General features: G+C 59.3%; 13 protein-coding genes. 1 reads left to right on the forward strand and 12 read right to left on the reverse strand.

All coding sequences use genetic code 11. The features are described from left to right. From ACJ69_RS07230 to ACJ69_RS07285, 12 genes are all read right to left on the reverse strand, one after another. Complete coding sequence (locus ACJ69_RS07230; RefSeq protein WP_059346786.1) at window positions 1-2,025, reverse strand: protein-disulfide reductase DsbD family protein; 2,025 nt, start codon at window positions 2,023-2,025, stop codon at window positions 1-3. A 47-nt stretch (window positions 2,026-2,072) separates the two neighbouring features. Next, window positions 2,073-2,444: a hypothetical protein gene (locus tag ACJ69_RS07235; protein WP_059346787.1), complete on the reverse strand. Its 372-nt coding sequence runs from the start codon at window positions 2,442-2,444 to the stop codon at window positions 2,073-2,075. A gap of 87 nt (window positions 2,445-2,531) precedes the next feature. Continuing rightward, window positions 2,532-3,092, reverse strand: a complete 561-nt coding sequence (locus ACJ69_RS07240) for an RNA polymerase sigma factor (protein ID WP_059347818.1) — start codon at window positions 3,090-3,092, stop codon at window positions 2,532-2,534. Between the two features lie 5 nt (window positions 3,093-3,097). Further along, the gene (locus tag ACJ69_RS07245; RefSeq protein ID WP_054829807.1) at window positions 3,098-3,517 is read right to left on the reverse strand and encodes an MATE family efflux transporter; all 420 of its coding nucleotides are present in this window, start codon (window positions 3,515-3,517) and stop codon (window positions 3,098-3,100) included. A 194-nt stretch (window positions 3,518-3,711) separates the two neighbouring features. Next, a complete protein-coding gene (locus ACJ69_RS07250) occupies window positions 3,712-5,262 on the reverse strand; it encodes a methyl-accepting chemotaxis protein (RefSeq protein WP_059346788.1) in 1,551 nt (516 codons plus the stop codon). An 89-nt stretch (window positions 5,263-5,351) separates the two neighbouring features. Next, on the reverse strand, window positions 5,352-6,368 hold the full coding sequence (locus ACJ69_RS07255) for a LacI family DNA-binding transcriptional regulator (RefSeq protein ID WP_029741322.1): 1,017 nt from the start codon (window positions 6,366-6,368) through the stop codon (window positions 5,352-5,354). A gap of 28 nt (window positions 6,369-6,396) precedes the next feature. Then, window positions 6,397-7,803: a sucrose-6-phosphate hydrolase gene (locus ACJ69_RS07260; RefSeq protein WP_059346789.1), complete on the reverse strand. Its 1,407-nt coding sequence runs from the start codon at window positions 7,801-7,803 to the stop codon at window positions 6,397-6,399. Further along, complete coding sequence (locus ACJ69_RS07265) at window positions 7,803-9,173, reverse strand: sucrose-specific PTS transporter subunit IIBC (RefSeq protein ID WP_023619263.1); 1,371 nt, start codon at window positions 9,171-9,173, stop codon at window positions 7,803-7,805. Before ACJ69_RS07265 ends, ACJ69_RS07260 begins: the two co-directional genes overlap by 1 nt. Window positions 9,174-9,239: 66 nt before the next feature. Continuing rightward, entirely contained in the window at window positions 9,240-10,757 is a 1,518-nt protein-coding gene (locus tag ACJ69_RS07270; protein WP_059346790.1) for a carbohydrate porin, read from the reverse strand. A 173-nt stretch (window positions 10,758-10,930) separates the two neighbouring features. Continuing rightward, the gene (locus ACJ69_RS07275; RefSeq protein ID WP_059346791.1) at window positions 10,931-11,821 is read right to left on the reverse strand and encodes an aminoimidazole riboside kinase; all 891 of its coding nucleotides are present in this window, start codon (window positions 11,819-11,821) and stop codon (window positions 10,931-10,933) included. Window positions 11,822-11,909: 88 nt separating this feature from the next. After that, window positions 11,910-13,121: a diguanylate phosphodiesterase gene (locus ACJ69_RS07280; RefSeq protein ID WP_059347819.1), complete on the reverse strand. Its 1,212-nt coding sequence runs from the start codon at window positions 13,119-13,121 to the stop codon at window positions 11,910-11,912. A gap of 95 nt (window positions 13,122-13,216) precedes the next feature. After that, on the reverse strand, window positions 13,217-14,698 hold the full coding sequence (locus ACJ69_RS07285; RefSeq protein ID WP_059346792.1) for an alpha/beta hydrolase: 1,482 nt from the start codon (window positions 14,696-14,698) through the stop codon (window positions 13,217-13,219). Window positions 14,699-14,964: 266 nt separating this feature from the next. Between ACJ69_RS07285 and ACJ69_RS07290 the strand changes: the two genes are divergently transcribed. After that, entirely contained in the window at window positions 14,965-15,819 is an 855-nt protein-coding gene (locus ACJ69_RS07290; RefSeq protein WP_029740906.1) for a MurR/RpiR family transcriptional regulator, read from the forward strand. Window positions 15,820-15,824: the final 5 nt, after the last annotated feature.

Raw genomic sequence — 15,824 nt, forward strand, 5'->3', positions numbered from 1 at the left:
TTAGCCTTTTGCATTGTTCAGGGTGGTGACCAGGGCGCGCTTGTCCAGCAGCGGCGAGAGGATTTCCCCCTCGGGCATGCCGGGGCCATACGCTGCGTTAAACGGAATAGCGTAACGGTTTCGCTTCGCCAGAAACTCCGCGATAAACGCGGACGGCTGGCTCCAGTCTCCGCGCAGGGCCACCACGTCCGGCTGGCGCAGAGCGGCAATAACGTCCGGCTGATTCAGTACTCGATGCTCGTTAACTTTGCAGGTCACGCACCAGTCCGCCGAGATATCCACAAACACCCGTTTCCCCTGCGCCAGCGCCTGCTGGATGGCCTCCTCGCTGAGCGGCTGCCACGGGATGGTCTGCGCAGCATTTTGTGCCGGAGCGGCAGGCGGCGCGTTAAGCAGCCCGCGCGCCTGATACCCGCCGAGTGCCGACAGTGCGATCACCACGAACCAGAACAGCGGTGAGGATTTTTGCCCCTTCAGCGCGAACAGCGCCAGCGCGACGGCGATCAGCACCAGCATCACAATCTGGCTGACCGCCTCGCCCAGATGCACGCTTAACAGTGTCGCCAGCCACAGGCTGGAGGCGAGCATCATCAGGCCCAGAACGACTTTTAGCGTGTTCATCCAGCGGCCGGGTTTCGGCAGCAGCATGGCCGTTTTCGGCACCAGAGCGACAAACAGCCACGGCAGGCTCATGCCCACGCCGAGCATCAGGAAGATGAGCCACAGGGAGTGCAGCGATGCGCCAAGGGCAAAGGCGACCGCCGTACCGAGGAACGGCGCGGAGCACGGCGTGGCAAGCAGCGTGGCGAACATCCCTTCGCAGAAGCTGCCGCCAATCCCCGCACCACCTGCCGTAGCCAACCGTCCCGTAGCGGCGGAAGGCAGCAGCATCTCAAACGCGCCAAACAGGTTCAGCGCAAACAGGAAGGTGACGGCGACCATCAGGCCGATAAACCACGGGTTCTGGAACTGAATGCCCCATCCCAGCGACGCCCCGGCCAGCTTCAGCGCGGTCACCATCCCCGCCAGCAGCATAAAGGAGGTGAGGATCCCTGCGCTGGTGGCCAGAAACCGCAGCCTGATCGCGCGCCTGTCCGATCCCGCCTGCAGGATGCTGTTAAGCTTCATGCCCATGACCGGCAGCACGCAGGGCATCAGGTTGAGGATCAGCCCACCCAGCAGCGCAAAGAGCACCATTTTGCCCGTCCCTTCAGGCGCGGAGGACGCTGCTGGCGTCGCGCCAACGGTCATGGTGGTTTGCTGCGCGTGACCGCCACTGGTCAGCACAAACGACAGCGTCTTTCCTTCCAGCGAGGCGGGTTTATCGCCCCATTCGTCGGTCACGGGTACCGCCACCCGAAGGGTATTGCCGTCGTGTTTAATGACCGGCTCGCCGGGAAGAATGTCACCCTCCAGCGGGTCAAAGTAGATCCCCGGATTATCCCACTTCCCGTCCGTCGTGCCGGTAATCACCAGCTTGTCGCCAGCGAGCCAGGCTGAGAGATCCGCGGATACACCAGACGTACCGGGCACGGCGCGCATCGCCTGCTCGAACTCGCTACGGAAGCCCTCATCCGCCGGCTGGGTAAAATCGAGGTGCAGCGGGTAGTCCGTCAGCAGACAGACGTTACTGCACGTGGAAAGCGTGAGCGTCCCGTCGAGCGTATCGCCCTTCACCCCGTCGAGCGTAATCGGGATAGTGACCTTGTCGTGATAGCCCTGCGTGGTCATGCCGGAGATATCGAAGCGCGACGGGACCGGCCAGGACCAGCTATCCATTACGCCTTCCGGCCAGCTGATTTTCGGCGCCACGCCGCCCTCGCCCGGCGATCGCCAGTAGGTTTTCCAGCCGGGCTTCAGCTCAACGGTGAGCAGGCCTTTAATGTGCGTTTGTTCCCTCTCCGCCTGAAAGCGGATGCGGGCGTGATCGTTTTGTGGGGAAACCAGCCAGCCGGTGTCTGCCGCATGGACAATGCCGATGCAGGACAGCCACAGGAAGACGAATCCCCTGAAAAGGTTAACCATGTTTTACTCCGTGAACAGTGAAAATTATCGTGTGAGGACGATGATTTTCATTCACGGAAAACGCAGTTTTTAAGATGTATTCGGGGAGGCGGTGCCTGAACGGGCTGCTCTGCGGGAGTCAATGCCCGCCCTTGCGTAAATAGCTGCAGCAGCGCGAAGAAGATAATAATGGCCGGTAGCGCGCCGTCGAAGAACAGCGGCTGCGCGCAAAGCAGCGAGTGTGCGCCAAGTTGACAAGGCGACGGGCCGGGCTGTTCGGTGCTGCTGCTTTGAGCCGGGACATCTGCACTCAGAGAAATCTGCGGATCCAGTCCCTGTAAAAAATGGTTGAGCATCACCGCACGCTGCACGAGGCAAAGCGCCATCGCGAGACAGGTGACGATCAAAAGCCATTTTCCGAGGAGCTGACGGTTGCGCATAACATTCCAGAGTAACAAGACGCCCCGATCATAAACGATAGTGATGAATCTACAAGTGTCGGAAGTGTAAGGTTTTGTCTGTCGTCGCTATACGCCCGTCAGCGCGTCGTAGACGTCCCGCAGCCGCGTGCGCAGAAACAGCACCGCCTTGTGCTTGCGGGATAACAGCGCCTGCTCGCTGGCGCCCGACTCCTCTGCCAGCATTTTAATGCTGTAGCCGTGGAGTTCGGTCTTTTCAAACACCTCCCTCTGCGGCGCTGGCAGTTCAGACAGCGCCTGCCCCAGCTCTTCCCACAGCAGCGTTTTGAGATACTCCTCCTCCGGCGTGTGCGGGACGCCGAACAGGGTTTCGGCCAGCTCGTCTTCCGGGAAACCCTCTTCGTCTTCGCCCGTAAAATAGCCGGAGAGTGAGACTTCGCGCTTTTTACGCGCCCGGTCGGTCATCTCGTTACGCGCCGCGCGGAACAGCCAGGCGGCGACGTTTTCGACCGGCTGTTCCACTTTCATCAGCTGATACGTCACTTCCTGCAAAATGTCGTCGGCATCATCGCGAACGGACGTCCGCCCGCGAATGAAGGCTTTCAGCCGGGCGCGGCAGGCATTGAGCGCCGACATCAGCATGGATCCGCCCGCCTCCCCGGCTTTCATTTCGCTCACTCTGCTTCCGGCGCTTTTGGCGTGGCGTCGTCGCGCTTATCGTCACGATGACCGTGCCAGCCGCAGTGGCAGCGTCCGTGGCGACCAAACCCTTCGCGGCGCTGCTGAATAAACGCCTCGCGCTGCTCGGGCGTCATGTTCATCCAGCGCTCGTGCATCCGGCGGTGCGCGCCAAACATTCCCGGACGGAAACCCAGCCCGCCAAACAGAATGCGGCTCAGCACCAGAATGCCCAGCGCCTGCCAGAAGCCAATGGCCTTAACGCCGAGAATGGTCGGGAGCAAGGCGTTCCACAGGGTCATCACCACCAGGCCGAGCATGATGAAAATCACCGCGCCGATGACTAAACCCTTACCCATACGGTGGCGACCGAATCCGCGCCCGTGACCTCTGTCGTGCATATCAAAATCTCTCATGGGGTTTACCTCGTTTACAGTAACTGATTATGGCTTGTGATGAGGTAGACGGATGAGGGAGGGAAATATTGCTGGGGGTAATGAAATAATTACTCTGGCCGCACATTCGCGGTTATTGCCCGGCGGCGCTTGCGCGGGCCTACAGGTTTCGTAGGCCGGGTAAGCGTCAGCGCCACCCGGCACATGTCAAAGGCTTACGCCTGCACCGGCAAACTAAAACTCGAAATGCTCCGCGAAAGCTGCTGCGCCTGCTCTTCCAGCGATGCCGCTGCCGCAGCGGACTGCTGCACCAGCGCGGCGTTCTGCTGGGTCACGCCATCCATCTCGGTCACTGCCTGGCCGACCTGGCTGATCCCGCGGCTCTGCTCTTCAGAGGCGACGGAGATCTGCTCCATCAGCGTATTCACTTTATTCACCGACGAAATAATCGAGTCAATCACCTCGCCCGAGCGGCTAACCAGCTCCGCGCCGTTTTTCACGCTGGAGACCGACTGCGCAATCAGGCTCTCGATGTCCTTAGCCGCCACCGCGCTTTTCTGCGCCAGGGTGCGTACTTCGCTGGCTACGACCGCAAAGCCGCGGCCCTGCGTACCGGCGCGCGCCGCTTCTACCGCCGCGTTCAGCGCCAGAATGTTGGTCTGGAAGGCGATGCTGTTAATCACGCTGGTAATGTCTTCGATGCGCTTCGAGTTCGCCGCGATGGTGTTCATCGTGTCGATCACTTCACGTGTCACCGCTTCACCGGTGTGGGCATTTTTCACCGCGTCCTGCACCAGTTTCCCTGCCTGATAAACGTTGTCGGTATTGTTCGCCACCGTCGCGCTCAGCTCTTCCATGCTCGCTGCCGTCTGGGTCAACGCGGAAGCCTGCTGTTCGGTACGTGACGCCAGGTCGATATTCCCGGAGGCAATCTCCTGCGCCGCGTGCGTTACGGTATGGCTCGCGTCGCGCACCTGGGCGATGGTCCCCAGCAGCGCCTGACGCATCTGTTCCATCGAGCTCATAAGATGATCGATTTCGTTATGTGCGCTCCCCTTGACCGGCACAGGAACGTCCAGCTTGCCTGCCGCAATCTGGCTGCAGTGCTCGCGCGCCAGGTTTACCGGCGCAAAGACAAAGCGCTTCATCAGCAGGCTGACGGCGACAATCACCACCACAAACAGGCAGGCGATAGCGGCAATAATCACCAGGCCGGAGACGAAGTGGCTGCTCGCGTCTTCGTTCAGGCTTTTGGCGTATTTCTGGTGGACGGAAAGGACCTGGTCGAGAACGATCTCGTACTGACGGTCAAGACGGGAGACTTCCGGGATCAGCGCGTTAAACTTGGCCACATCGTGCGCCTCGGCGGCATCGATCAGCGGCGCCAGCCCCTGGTTGCGGTAGTTTTGCCAGGCATCCTGATAGGCAGTCACCAGCGGCGCTTCATCCGTCAGACGTGGCGAAGCCATAAAGGCCGCAAAGGCGTGGTCCGCTTTGGTCAGCGCCTCTTTCACGGCGGTTAGCTTTGCAGCCCCGTCCGCAGAGTTGCCCGCTTCCACCATCTTCACATACTCCATCACCCGCACGCGCAGCGTACGGCTATGGTTGATAGGGTCAATAATGGACAGCACAACCTGGATCTCTTTGTTGACGTTATCCAGGGAATTATTACTTTTAATGATGAGGCCAACGCTGGTCACAGTGCTGACAACAAAGAAGAAAAGCAGTGAGAACAGGACGATCAGGGACGACTTTTTCAACGACATAAACCAATACCTCAAGGAGAATTATTCCTTATGGTTATCGGCCATTCCAAAACTTAAATTAATTAAAGTTATTGAAGTATCGAACCAGGCTATTTCGCTGGCTTATAGCGTCGCTGCAGGGTGGCATTGAGCTTGCGCTGCAACGGCTGCGGCGTCTCCCCTTCGATCAATTTGCTAATCAAATCAAAGCAGTGCCACGCCAGCTGGCGGTTATCCTGACGAATGGTATCCACGGGGATCGTCAGCGAATCGTAGAGATAATGATCGTCAAAACTGGCTAATCTGATATCACTTTGCAACAGGTTGTGCTGGCCCATATAGCGCAGCACCCCTTCCAGCAGCCCGCAGGCGGCGGCGAACAGCGCTTTCGGCGGACGCCCCAGACGGGCGCAGAGTTCAGCAAACATCTCGTACCCGGAGCTCGGGTGATAGTTGCCGTGAATGATCCACTCGGGGCGCAGCTCCACGCCTGCCTCTCGCAGACCTTGCTTAAACCCTTCCAGACGATCGCGCGTCGGAGAAAGGCGCGGCTGGCCGCCGAGAAAATAGAATTCATCAGGATGCTGGCGCGCAATGTCGGCCACCAGTTCCGCCGTCGGGGTAATCGAATCGGTGATCACCAGCGGCAGCGCGCTGTCGTTGATGTGGCGGTCAAACAGGACAACGGGCAGCTGCTCGCTCAGCTTGTGGTAGTCCGCATCGTTAAGCATGCTGGAGGCCACAATCAGCCCGTCCACCTGGCGCGCCACCATGTTGTTCACCACCACCGTCTCCTGCCCCGGGTTTTCATCGCTACAGGAGATCAGCAGCTGAACGCCCGCCTCGCGGCACAGCGTTTCCAGCTCGTGAGAAAACACGGCAAAGCCGTAGTTGGTGATCTCCGGGACCACCAGACCAACGGTGTGGCTGCGGTTATCGCGCAGCGACCGGGCGTGAATGCTGGGCTGATAGTGGTGCTCTTTTGCAATTGCCAGCACGCGCTCGCGCGTCTCTTCCGCCACGCGAAGCTCTTTGCTGCGCCCGTTCAGGACCAGGCTGGCGGTGGCTTTTGACACACCCGCCAGCTCAGCGATGTCTTTAATGGTGACGCGTTTTGTTTTTCTCACAACGACTTAGATCCGGCTGCCAAAACCCTCATTCTATCATGCAGGCGCGCAGCGACCAGTAGCGTAATGTGATATCGGACGCACCTTCGAATCGCACCCGGGCCGGATGGTCAGGAAAATAGCGGCTGCTCATCACCCCTTCACCGTGATTGATGAAGATTTCAACGCTGGAGCGGTCGCACAGAACGCGTAAATGACTGACGTCGCCCTGCCAGTAGCGGGTCAACGTTTCACCGGTTTTCAGGCTCGCGCGTTCAAGACGTATACCATGTTCATCGACCGTGAGACGCAGTGCGCCGCCAAAATCGACATTCACCTGCGATGCACTCAGCTCAAACTCCAGGCGCGTCGCGTCCAGGTCCGGCGCCTCGCTGGCGCGCCCCTGCCAGCGCTGCTCATCTTCACGCAGCCCCGCCAGCTCGCGCGCCGGGGTCTGCCAGAGCCTGCCGTCGCGATAGCGTAATTCACGCGGGCAGGTCATCTGGTGCATCCAGCCGTGCGCCCGGGTTGGCTGAAGCATCTCTTCCCCGTCCGGTACGCCCATCCAGCCGATCAGAATGCGTCGTCCGTCTTCCGCCAGCGTCGTTTGCGGAGCGTAAAACTCAAAGCCCGCGTCCAGCTCGTGCAGATCGCCGTGATCGAATGCGGCGCTTGCATAGTCAAACGCCCCGCTCGTCCAGGTCGCCGGATAGGTGTTGAGATAGCGATGCGGCTCGCGCGCCAGCCCCTGCGGACAGCTGATCAGGATGTGCGTTTCGTCGAGCGCGAACAGGTCCGGACACTCCCACATATACCCCGCATCCGTCAGGCCGTTGACCCCGTGACCGGCGATTTCCCCGCAGGACGTCCAGGCGTGCAAATCGGCTGATTTAAACAGCAGCACCTTGCCCCGCTTTTGCACATCCTGCGCGCCGAGCACCATGTACCACTCCCCGTCGTGCTGCCACACCTTCGGGTCGCGCACGTGGCCGGTATAGCCTTCCGGCAGCGCCAGCACCGGCCCCAGCTTCTTAAAGGTCCCGTCCGGCTGTTCAACGGCGAGGCACTGCCAGGCCGTGCGGCTGCCGTCATCAAACTTAACGTTGCCGGTGTAGCACAGGGTCAGTATGCCCTGGTTATCCACGGCGCTACCGGAGTAGCAGCCGTTGCGGTCATACTCTTCGTCGGGCATCAGCGCCAGCGGCTCGTGCCGCCAGTGCACCATGTCCGCAGAGCTCCAGTGCCCCCAGCATTTAAACCGATGCTCGCAGTCCAGCGGGTTCCACTGATAGAACAGGTGGTAGCGGCCGGCAAACCAGATAAACCCGTTGGGATCGTTCATCAGCCCCGTCACCGGCGCGGGGTGCCACTGCGGGTAGTGGCTATCCGCCAGCGCCCGCGGCTGACCTTTCATAACGGCCTGCAGGATCGCAGGCCAGCGGGAAGGTAACGTCATTATTCAGAGTCCGTTTTATATTTCAGCAGCAGTGAGACGGTAAACGCCACGCCGAAGGCAATCACCATACCGATAATATAGTTGAGCAGCGAGCTGGCCTGCACGATGGCCATGCCCGGAATAGCGGTCAACCCAACGGCGGTCATGTAGACATGGACAGAGACCACCCAGGCCCCGCCCACCGCGCCGCCGATCAGCGCGGCGATAAACGGCTTAACAAAGCGCAGGTTGATACCAAAAATAGCCGCTTCGGTGATGCCCAGCATCGCAGAAAACGCGGACGGTAATGTAATGGCTTTGATTTTGGCATCTTTGGTTTTGAACCACACCGCCAGACAGGCGCCGCCCTGCGCCACGTTCGCCATGGCCCAGATAGGCAGCAGGAAGTTAACGCCAATCGACGGATTACCCAGCAGCCCGGCTTCAATCGCGTGGAAGCTGTGGTGAATACCGGTGATCACAATCACCGAATACAGCCCGCCGAACAGCAGACCCGCCAGCCAGCCCGCGTGGGCAATTAATGTACTCAGGATAAAGGAGATGCCGTCGCCCAGCGCGCGCCCCGCCGGGCCGATAATCAGCAAGGCGATAAAACCGGAGATAACGACGGTGAGGAACGGCGTCAGGATCAGGTCTAAGGCGTCCGGGATCGCGCGGCGCAGGTTTTTCTCCACGATGCTCATAAACCAGACGGCCAGCAGCACCGGGAATACCGTGCCCTGATAGCCAATCATCGCGATCTCAAGGCCGAAGAAGTTCATGGTGTGGAAGCCGGACGCCACGCCCCAGGCGTTGGTCAGCGCCGGGTGCGTCAGAATGCCGCCCAGCGTCGCGCCAAGATACGGGTTGCCGCCAAATTCCCGCGCGGCGGTAAAGCCGATCAGAATAGGCAGAATGATAAACGCCGCGGAGCTGCACATGTCCAGCATGATGTAGATGGCGTTATCCGCATTGACCCAGCCGTAGGTTTTCACCATGCCGAGCAGGCCCATCAGCAGGCCGGATGCCACAATCGCGGGAATGATCGGAACAAAGATGTTGGAGAGCAGACGGGCAATGCGCTGGAACGGGTTCAGCTTGCGCGCCGCCAGATCCGCGGCCTCAGACTTGCTGGATTCGCTAATCCCCGCCGCCTGAATAAACGCGGCGTAAACCTTGTTGACCACGCCCGTGCCAAAAATCACCTGCATCTGCCCGGCGTTACGAAAACAGCCTTTTACGCCGTCGACCTTGCCGATCGCCTGCTGATCGGCAAGCGCGTCATCAACCAGCACCAGACGAAGACGCGTTGCGCAGTGAGCCGCGCTGGCGATATTTTCCTTGCCACCGAGCAGCGGAATAAGCTCGCGGGCGATTTGATTAAAATCCATAGATACCTCTGCCTGACTTCTTTTTATGATGTGCGAAACGCTCCCGCCAGGCGGGAGCGTGATGGGTTAAAACCAGGTTTCCATCTGGACCCCAAAGTTCCATTCCCCGCCGGCGTTGAAGCCGCTGCTGCCAAAGGCATCATCGCTGGCGTAATGATCCAGTTTGCTGCTCCAGTCCATCCAGGTGGCAAACAGACGAAGCTCCGGACGGCTGAAGAAATCGCCGATTTTGCTCGCTTTTAACGTCGGCGCAAAGGTTAGCTTGTAGAAACTGCCGTTAACGGCGTTGCGGTCCTTATAGCCTTCCGGATTTAAATCCATGTACTGATAGCTCCCCTCAAAGGCCAGAGCGAAGTTCTGCGTCACTTCTTTAATCAGGCGAGTGTTGAACGTCACCCACTCATAGCTATCGCCCTTGACGTAGCGATCTTTACTGCTCTGCGCCAGCACGGCGGGCGCAACGCTCCAGCCACCGCCGATCGGCGTGACACCGTAACTTGCGAAGCGCCAGGTATCCGCCTCAGGCAGCAGTGCCCCGTCGGAACCGATGCTTTTCACTTCCGCACCCAGCCCGTGGCCGTACAGCAGCGCCGTTTTGGCCGTCCCTTCCCGCAGGCCGTAGAAGCTCTCGTTATGCAACCCGACCAGCGCATGAACGCCGGTATTGGCGGCGTCAGTTTTGATGAGATCGCCGTTGGTGTCTTTACGGTCGTCGTTATCCTTCGCCCGCAGGCCGCTCACCATCAGCTGGAACGGTCCGGCGAAGTGGTTCATGCTGAGGATATAGTTCTGAACGTTATTGGCGGTCTGCTCCACGCTGCCGAAGTTGCGGCCGTAGATGGAGAAGTTGCTGCGCAGCGAATCGTTCCATTTCACGTCATAGACGCCGCCGCCGGTACCGGCCAGGAACACCACGTCGGAGTCCAGCCAGTGAATATCAAAGTTGTCGCGGTCGAAGCGTTTACCCGCCCAGAAGGTGCTGCCCTTCAGCGCGCCGGTAAAATCAGGCAGGTTGCCCAGCTCCGCGAAGGCCTGGCGAATATTGAGATCGCTGGTATCGGCTGACCAGTCGTTATAGGTTCTCTGACCGTCGGCCAGCATCGCTTTGAAGCGCGTGGTGGCCCCGTTGTCCAGGGTTTGCTTGTGCTCCAGGTTCAGCTCAACGTAGGTGTCTGCTTCGTTACCCAGACGCCCTACCGCACCACCGGTTTCACCGGCCGGGGTCAGATAAGGACCGCTTTTGCTGCTGGAGGCCGCATCGTTCATCAGCAGGCCCGAACGGGCGTAGCCGTGGAACTCAAATCCGCTGCTTTGATCCGCCTTCTTCTCCAGCGCGGTGGTGCGCTGCGCCACCGCCTGGGTTGTCGTTTGCGTCTGCTGCTGTGCGGCAACCAGCTGCTGCGTTTTTTGTTCCGCATCGGTGGCGCGTTTTTCAGCCACCTGCGCACGCGTTTCCGCCGCCTGGAGGCGCTGCTCCATCGCGGCAAGACGCGCTTCGATACTTGTCATATCCGTCTGGGCAAAAACAGAGGTACTTCCGGCCAGCATGCCTATCATCACGGCAAGTCTGCGTTTTTTATACATTTTGTCGCATCCCTAAAAGAAGTCATTAAACGTGCTAAATTGCTAAACCGGTTTAGGTTGCTGATACTAAACCTCTGAATTTTGGATCGGCAATCTTTTTTGCTAAACCGTTTTAGTAAGTGTGATCGAGGCGACAATTCAGGCCGCCGGATGGCGGCCAGTGAAGGGAGGAATTACAGTTCGTGCTGCCACGGCAAGGCGGTCATCGCCCCTTTGGCCGTAGTGGCTAATGCGCCGCAGCGCTGGGCTAAGGCGATGACCGGCGTCAGGTCCTGCCCGGCGGCCAGGCCGTAGAGCAGTCCGGCGACGAAGGCATCGCCCGCGCCGGTGGTATCGACACACTCAACGGGGGTTGCCGGATAGTGCTTCGCGGCGCCGTCATGCCAGGCGATCACCCCCTCTTTTCCCTGGGTGACCAGCACCAGACGCGCCGGACAGCGCGCCATCAGCGCGTTCAGACCGACGTTAACCTCTACATTTCCGGTTAAAAACGCCAGCTCTTCCACAGAGAGTTTCACCACGTCGGCGCTCTGCAGGGCCTGCTCCAGGCAGCGGCGCAGCGCGTTCTCATCCGGCCAGAGGTCCTGGCGAATATTGGGGTCGAAGCTGACGTAGCCGCCCGCTCCACGGATGGCGGCCATCGCCTCAAACGTCGCGGAACGGCTCGGCTCTGCGCTTAACGCGATGGAACAGACGTGCAGCCACTCTCCGGCGCTGAACGTCGGCAGATCGGCGGTTTCCAGAAACAAATCGGCGCTCGGGCGCACCATAAAGGTAAACGAGCGTTCGCCGTGGTCATCCAGATCGACCACTACCGTTGAGGTGCGGTGCGCCGGGTCAAGGCGCATAGACTTCACGTCGACCTTTTCGTCAGCGAGAGTTTTCGCCATAAAGCGCCCGAATGGATCGTCGCCAACCCTGCCGATAAAGGCGCTCTGGCCGCCCAGCCGGGCAATACCGACCGCAACGTTTGCCGGTGCGCCGCCGGGACACTGCAGCAATCTGCCTTCTCCATCGGGCAGCAAATCCACTACCGCATCGCCAAGTACCCAGATTTTTTTCATGTGCTCCTCGCAGCTAAACAATGTTAAACCGTTTTAGCTATTTAAGCACAGGCAGGACGAAGGGGAAATAACGCGGGAGGAAAATTGGCTAACGCACCAGATGCGGCCAGTGAATATCACCGACGCCATTAAGCTGCGGGCGGGCAAACAGAAAGCCCTGGAAACGGCGGATCCCGGCAGACTCGAGCCAGCACCACTCCTCTATCTTCTCGATCCCCTCGGCCACCAGGGTAATTTCCAGATCGGAGCAACAGCTGACGATGGAGCGAACAATTGCCTGCTTCGGGCCGCTGAGGTGGATATCGCTGACTATCTCCCGGTCGATCTTAATTTTATCCGGCTGGAAACGGGTCAGCAGCGAAAGACCGGCATACCCGGAACCAAAATCATCGATTGCCAGGCCAATGCCCTCACCGCGAAGCTGCTTGATGGCGCTATTGAACTGGTTGAAGCCGGAGATCATCTCGTTTTCCGTCACTTCAATGACCACCTGCTCCGGCTGAAGGCTATGTTTTTTTATCGCGCTGACCAGGAATTCCACAGCGTTGGGGACATTCACCAGCGACATCGGCAGCAGGTTTACCGCAATCTTATGGCTGCCAATGCCCAGCTTTTCCGCCAGCGCAAAGGCATACGCTTTCGTCTGGAGATCGACTTCGTAGATTTTGTCCGGGTCTAGGGTGCTGAAGAAATGCTCCGGGCTGCCGCCGTCGTTGCCGCGAATAAGGGCTTCCAGCGAGCTGATCTTCCCTTCCGAGGGCTCAACGATGGGCTGGAGTGCAAACTGACAGGTTTGGTTGGCCATCAGCCCCAGGCGTTCGCCAAAGGGCAACGCCTCGGGTGACAGCGTCCATTTCTCTGGTACGTAACGCGCACCCGACAAGGCCGGACGTTTGCCCGTGATAAACGTCTGGATAAATTTGAACACCCGGTCATCGGATGTGAGATAGCTTTCCAGCTTGCTGTAATTCAGAACCGACTGCAGCACCTCTTTCGGCGACTGCGTTTGCAGATCGAACAGCAGCATACCGACGTTTTCGAAGCGTCTGCGCGGGCCATAGTCCCGCATCAGCTCTACCACTCCACTGTGCCGCTTGTCGTCACGGATTTTATGGAACAGCTTAAGCACGCTCTCTTCCGACCCTTCGAGGATTTGCAGCACGTCACTGCCTTTTGCAAGCAGAACCCCGGTGATATTCAGACTGGCATTGCGGATCCGGGCGCGCTCCACCAGCTCCCTCAGCGCGGAGGACTGACAGGATAAATTCAACTGGCTTCGATAAATCAGAGTCGTCAGCACAAAAATGGGATCCGATGAGAAAGAGAGGTGCATTGAAGCTATTATTTAACATACTTAATCAATGCGACCTAACATATTCACGCCACAGGGGAACGTTACTTTTCCGCGTCCCCGATCCGGCTGTTAATCCTCTCCTGCATATAGCCGTAAAACGGGTTCGAGGTGACCCGCATCAGCGCCTCTTTTCCGACGCTCAACACGGACGTTTCGCCCCAGAGCGCAATTGTTCCCAGGCTGATGCCGTAGCGGTTTTTCACCCCAGGCTCACGGCCATAGAGATCGTCATCCGGGGGGAACGGCACCGCAACGTGCGACAGGGAATAGACATCCTGCGGCCAGGCCTGCGCAAGCGGCACGACCGTCTCCCGGGTGCTGCCAGCCGGAGTGATTTTCGCCACCGTCGAGAAACTGTGTGCGTCCGCATTGGTAATAATAGTGACGCCGTAACGCCTCTGCGCAACCGGCAGCAGCGCCGAAGTTGCCGTCCACGACGACGGTTTGAACAGCGGGCGGAAGCTCGCCGCCTGGTTGATATCAAACACCACCAGCTCGCTGCCGTTTGCCGGAAGCTGGTCAAACAGGCCGGTCACCACCGCGCGGGTGCTGACCGTAGAATCCATCACCGACTGGAACGCCAGCACCGGCGGCAAATTCGCCAGTCTGTTCTCCCGCGCTGCGCGGCCGATTTGCTCCTGCAGGGCCTTCGTCAGAAGCCATGACTGGCGGGCGGCGTTCACCGGGAACGAGTTATATTTGTACGGATTATATTCCGGCGCGATATTCAGCCACGCCGCTTTAGCAAACGCCGGCAGCAGCGCCGGTAGCCCGGCGAAACCGGCAAACCGCGCAAAGGCCGTCACGCCAATCATCGGTGAGAGCAGTATCACATGCTGCGGTTTACGCAGCGAAGGCGCGTCCAGCGCATCGAGGGTATATTTCATCGCCAGCGCCCCGCCGTTGGAGTAGCCCACCAGATGCAAAGGCGCAGCCTCACCCGCCAGACGCGTGGCTTCCCGCACCGCAAGACGCGTCGCCGCGAGCCACATCTCCCAGTCGACGTCCGTCAGCGCGCCGGGCGCGGTACCGTGCCCGGGCAGACGCGGGACCACGGCCACAAAGCCGTGCTGTTGATAGTTCACCGCAAGGCGCCGGACGCTGTAAGGCGAGTCCGTCAGACCGTGCAGCAGCACCACCGCGCCGCGCGGCTTTCCGGCAGGCATCAATACAAACGAGCGGTTGGCATCGGGCGTAAACTGTCCCGGCCACACAAGGCTCTGGCGATAATAGCGGTTTAACGGCGTACGTTCCTCGCCCTCTGTTTTCGCCGTCACCGCGCGATCAAGATCGGCGAAAATGGCGTTTTCCCGGGCGATATACCGGGCAAAATCGGCGTTATCCATCTCGCGCACGGACATCTCATCGGCCCGCCAGGTATGCCAGAGGTGCAGTTCCGGTCCCTGCTGGGAGAGATAGACCCGAACCGCCAGCAGGACAACCAGTACGATCCCGACGACAATCCCTATTTTCTTTGCAAGCGCCATCAGGCGCACGCTGACTCGCCAGGGCAGATTTGCCATGCCGGGATCCCTTTTATATTCACGGTACATCTATCTTATCAAAAATGTGAACGGACTGACGGATTCACCAAATTCATACCTGCCGCGTCAGACAGTGCACCAAAAGTGAACTACGCTGCACAAATGTTGATCATTGGTTAAACAAATATTGCATGAAGTTTACTACACAGCGGGTTTCACCCGCCCTGTGAACATGGCACGCGTCATGCATTGTTAACCAGGTAACAAAAATTCGGCCATTGACAGCCTGTTAACAGCGAGGCGGTATGACGACGAAACCTGAGATGTTGAGCCGTATCGAAGCGACGTTCAGCCAGCTCACGCCCAGCGAAAAGCGGGTCGGAAGCTGGCTGCTGGCGCACGCCGCGCAAATCCCGTTTGAAACGGCAGAGAGCATCGGTCAGGCGAGCGGGACCAGCGGAATTACCGTCGGACGCTTTCTGCGCAAGCTGGGGTATCGCAACCTGGAAGATGCCAAAAAGAGCCTGCGCGATCCGTATCAGCCCTGGGGCATGAACGAGCGGCTGGACTCCTGGCAGCAGCAGCGCCCCCTTTCCAGCCGCCTTCAGCATGCCCTGTCGCTGGAAGTGGATGCCATCACGCAGGTGTACCAGCTGGCGCAAACGGACGCCTTCCGCCAGGTGGTGCACAACCTCGCCCACGCGGATGCGGTGTTTGTGCTGGGGATCCAGTCCACGCGCGGAATTGCCAACGCCTTCTTCAGCCACCTCGAGTACCTCCGCCCGCGCGTGAGCTATTCGGAGGGCGCTTCTGGCAGCTGGGTAGAATCCCTGAACTCGGGGTTTTCGCACCCGTACGTCGTGCTGACCGATACGCGCACCTACTCCGCGATGGCCCGCCAGTACTGCCGCGTCGCCAGCGAGAAAGGCATTCCGCTGGCCTTGATCACCGACATCTGGTGCCCGTGGGCGCGGGATTATCCGATGGATTTACTGCAGGTGAAAACCGATACCGGTCACTTCTGGGATTCGCTTGCCCCCGTGAGCTGTCTGTTCAACCTGCTGCTGTCGGGCGTGGTGGAAGCGCTGGGTGATGCGCTCCCGGCGCGTCTGGCGGTCAACCGACAATTACAACAAGAGTTTGGTCAATTCGAACGTTAAAGGAG

This window comes from Enterobacter asburiae (assembly GCF_001521715.1).
GTDB lineage: Bacteria > Pseudomonadota > Gammaproteobacteria > Enterobacterales > Enterobacteriaceae > Enterobacter > Enterobacter asburiae.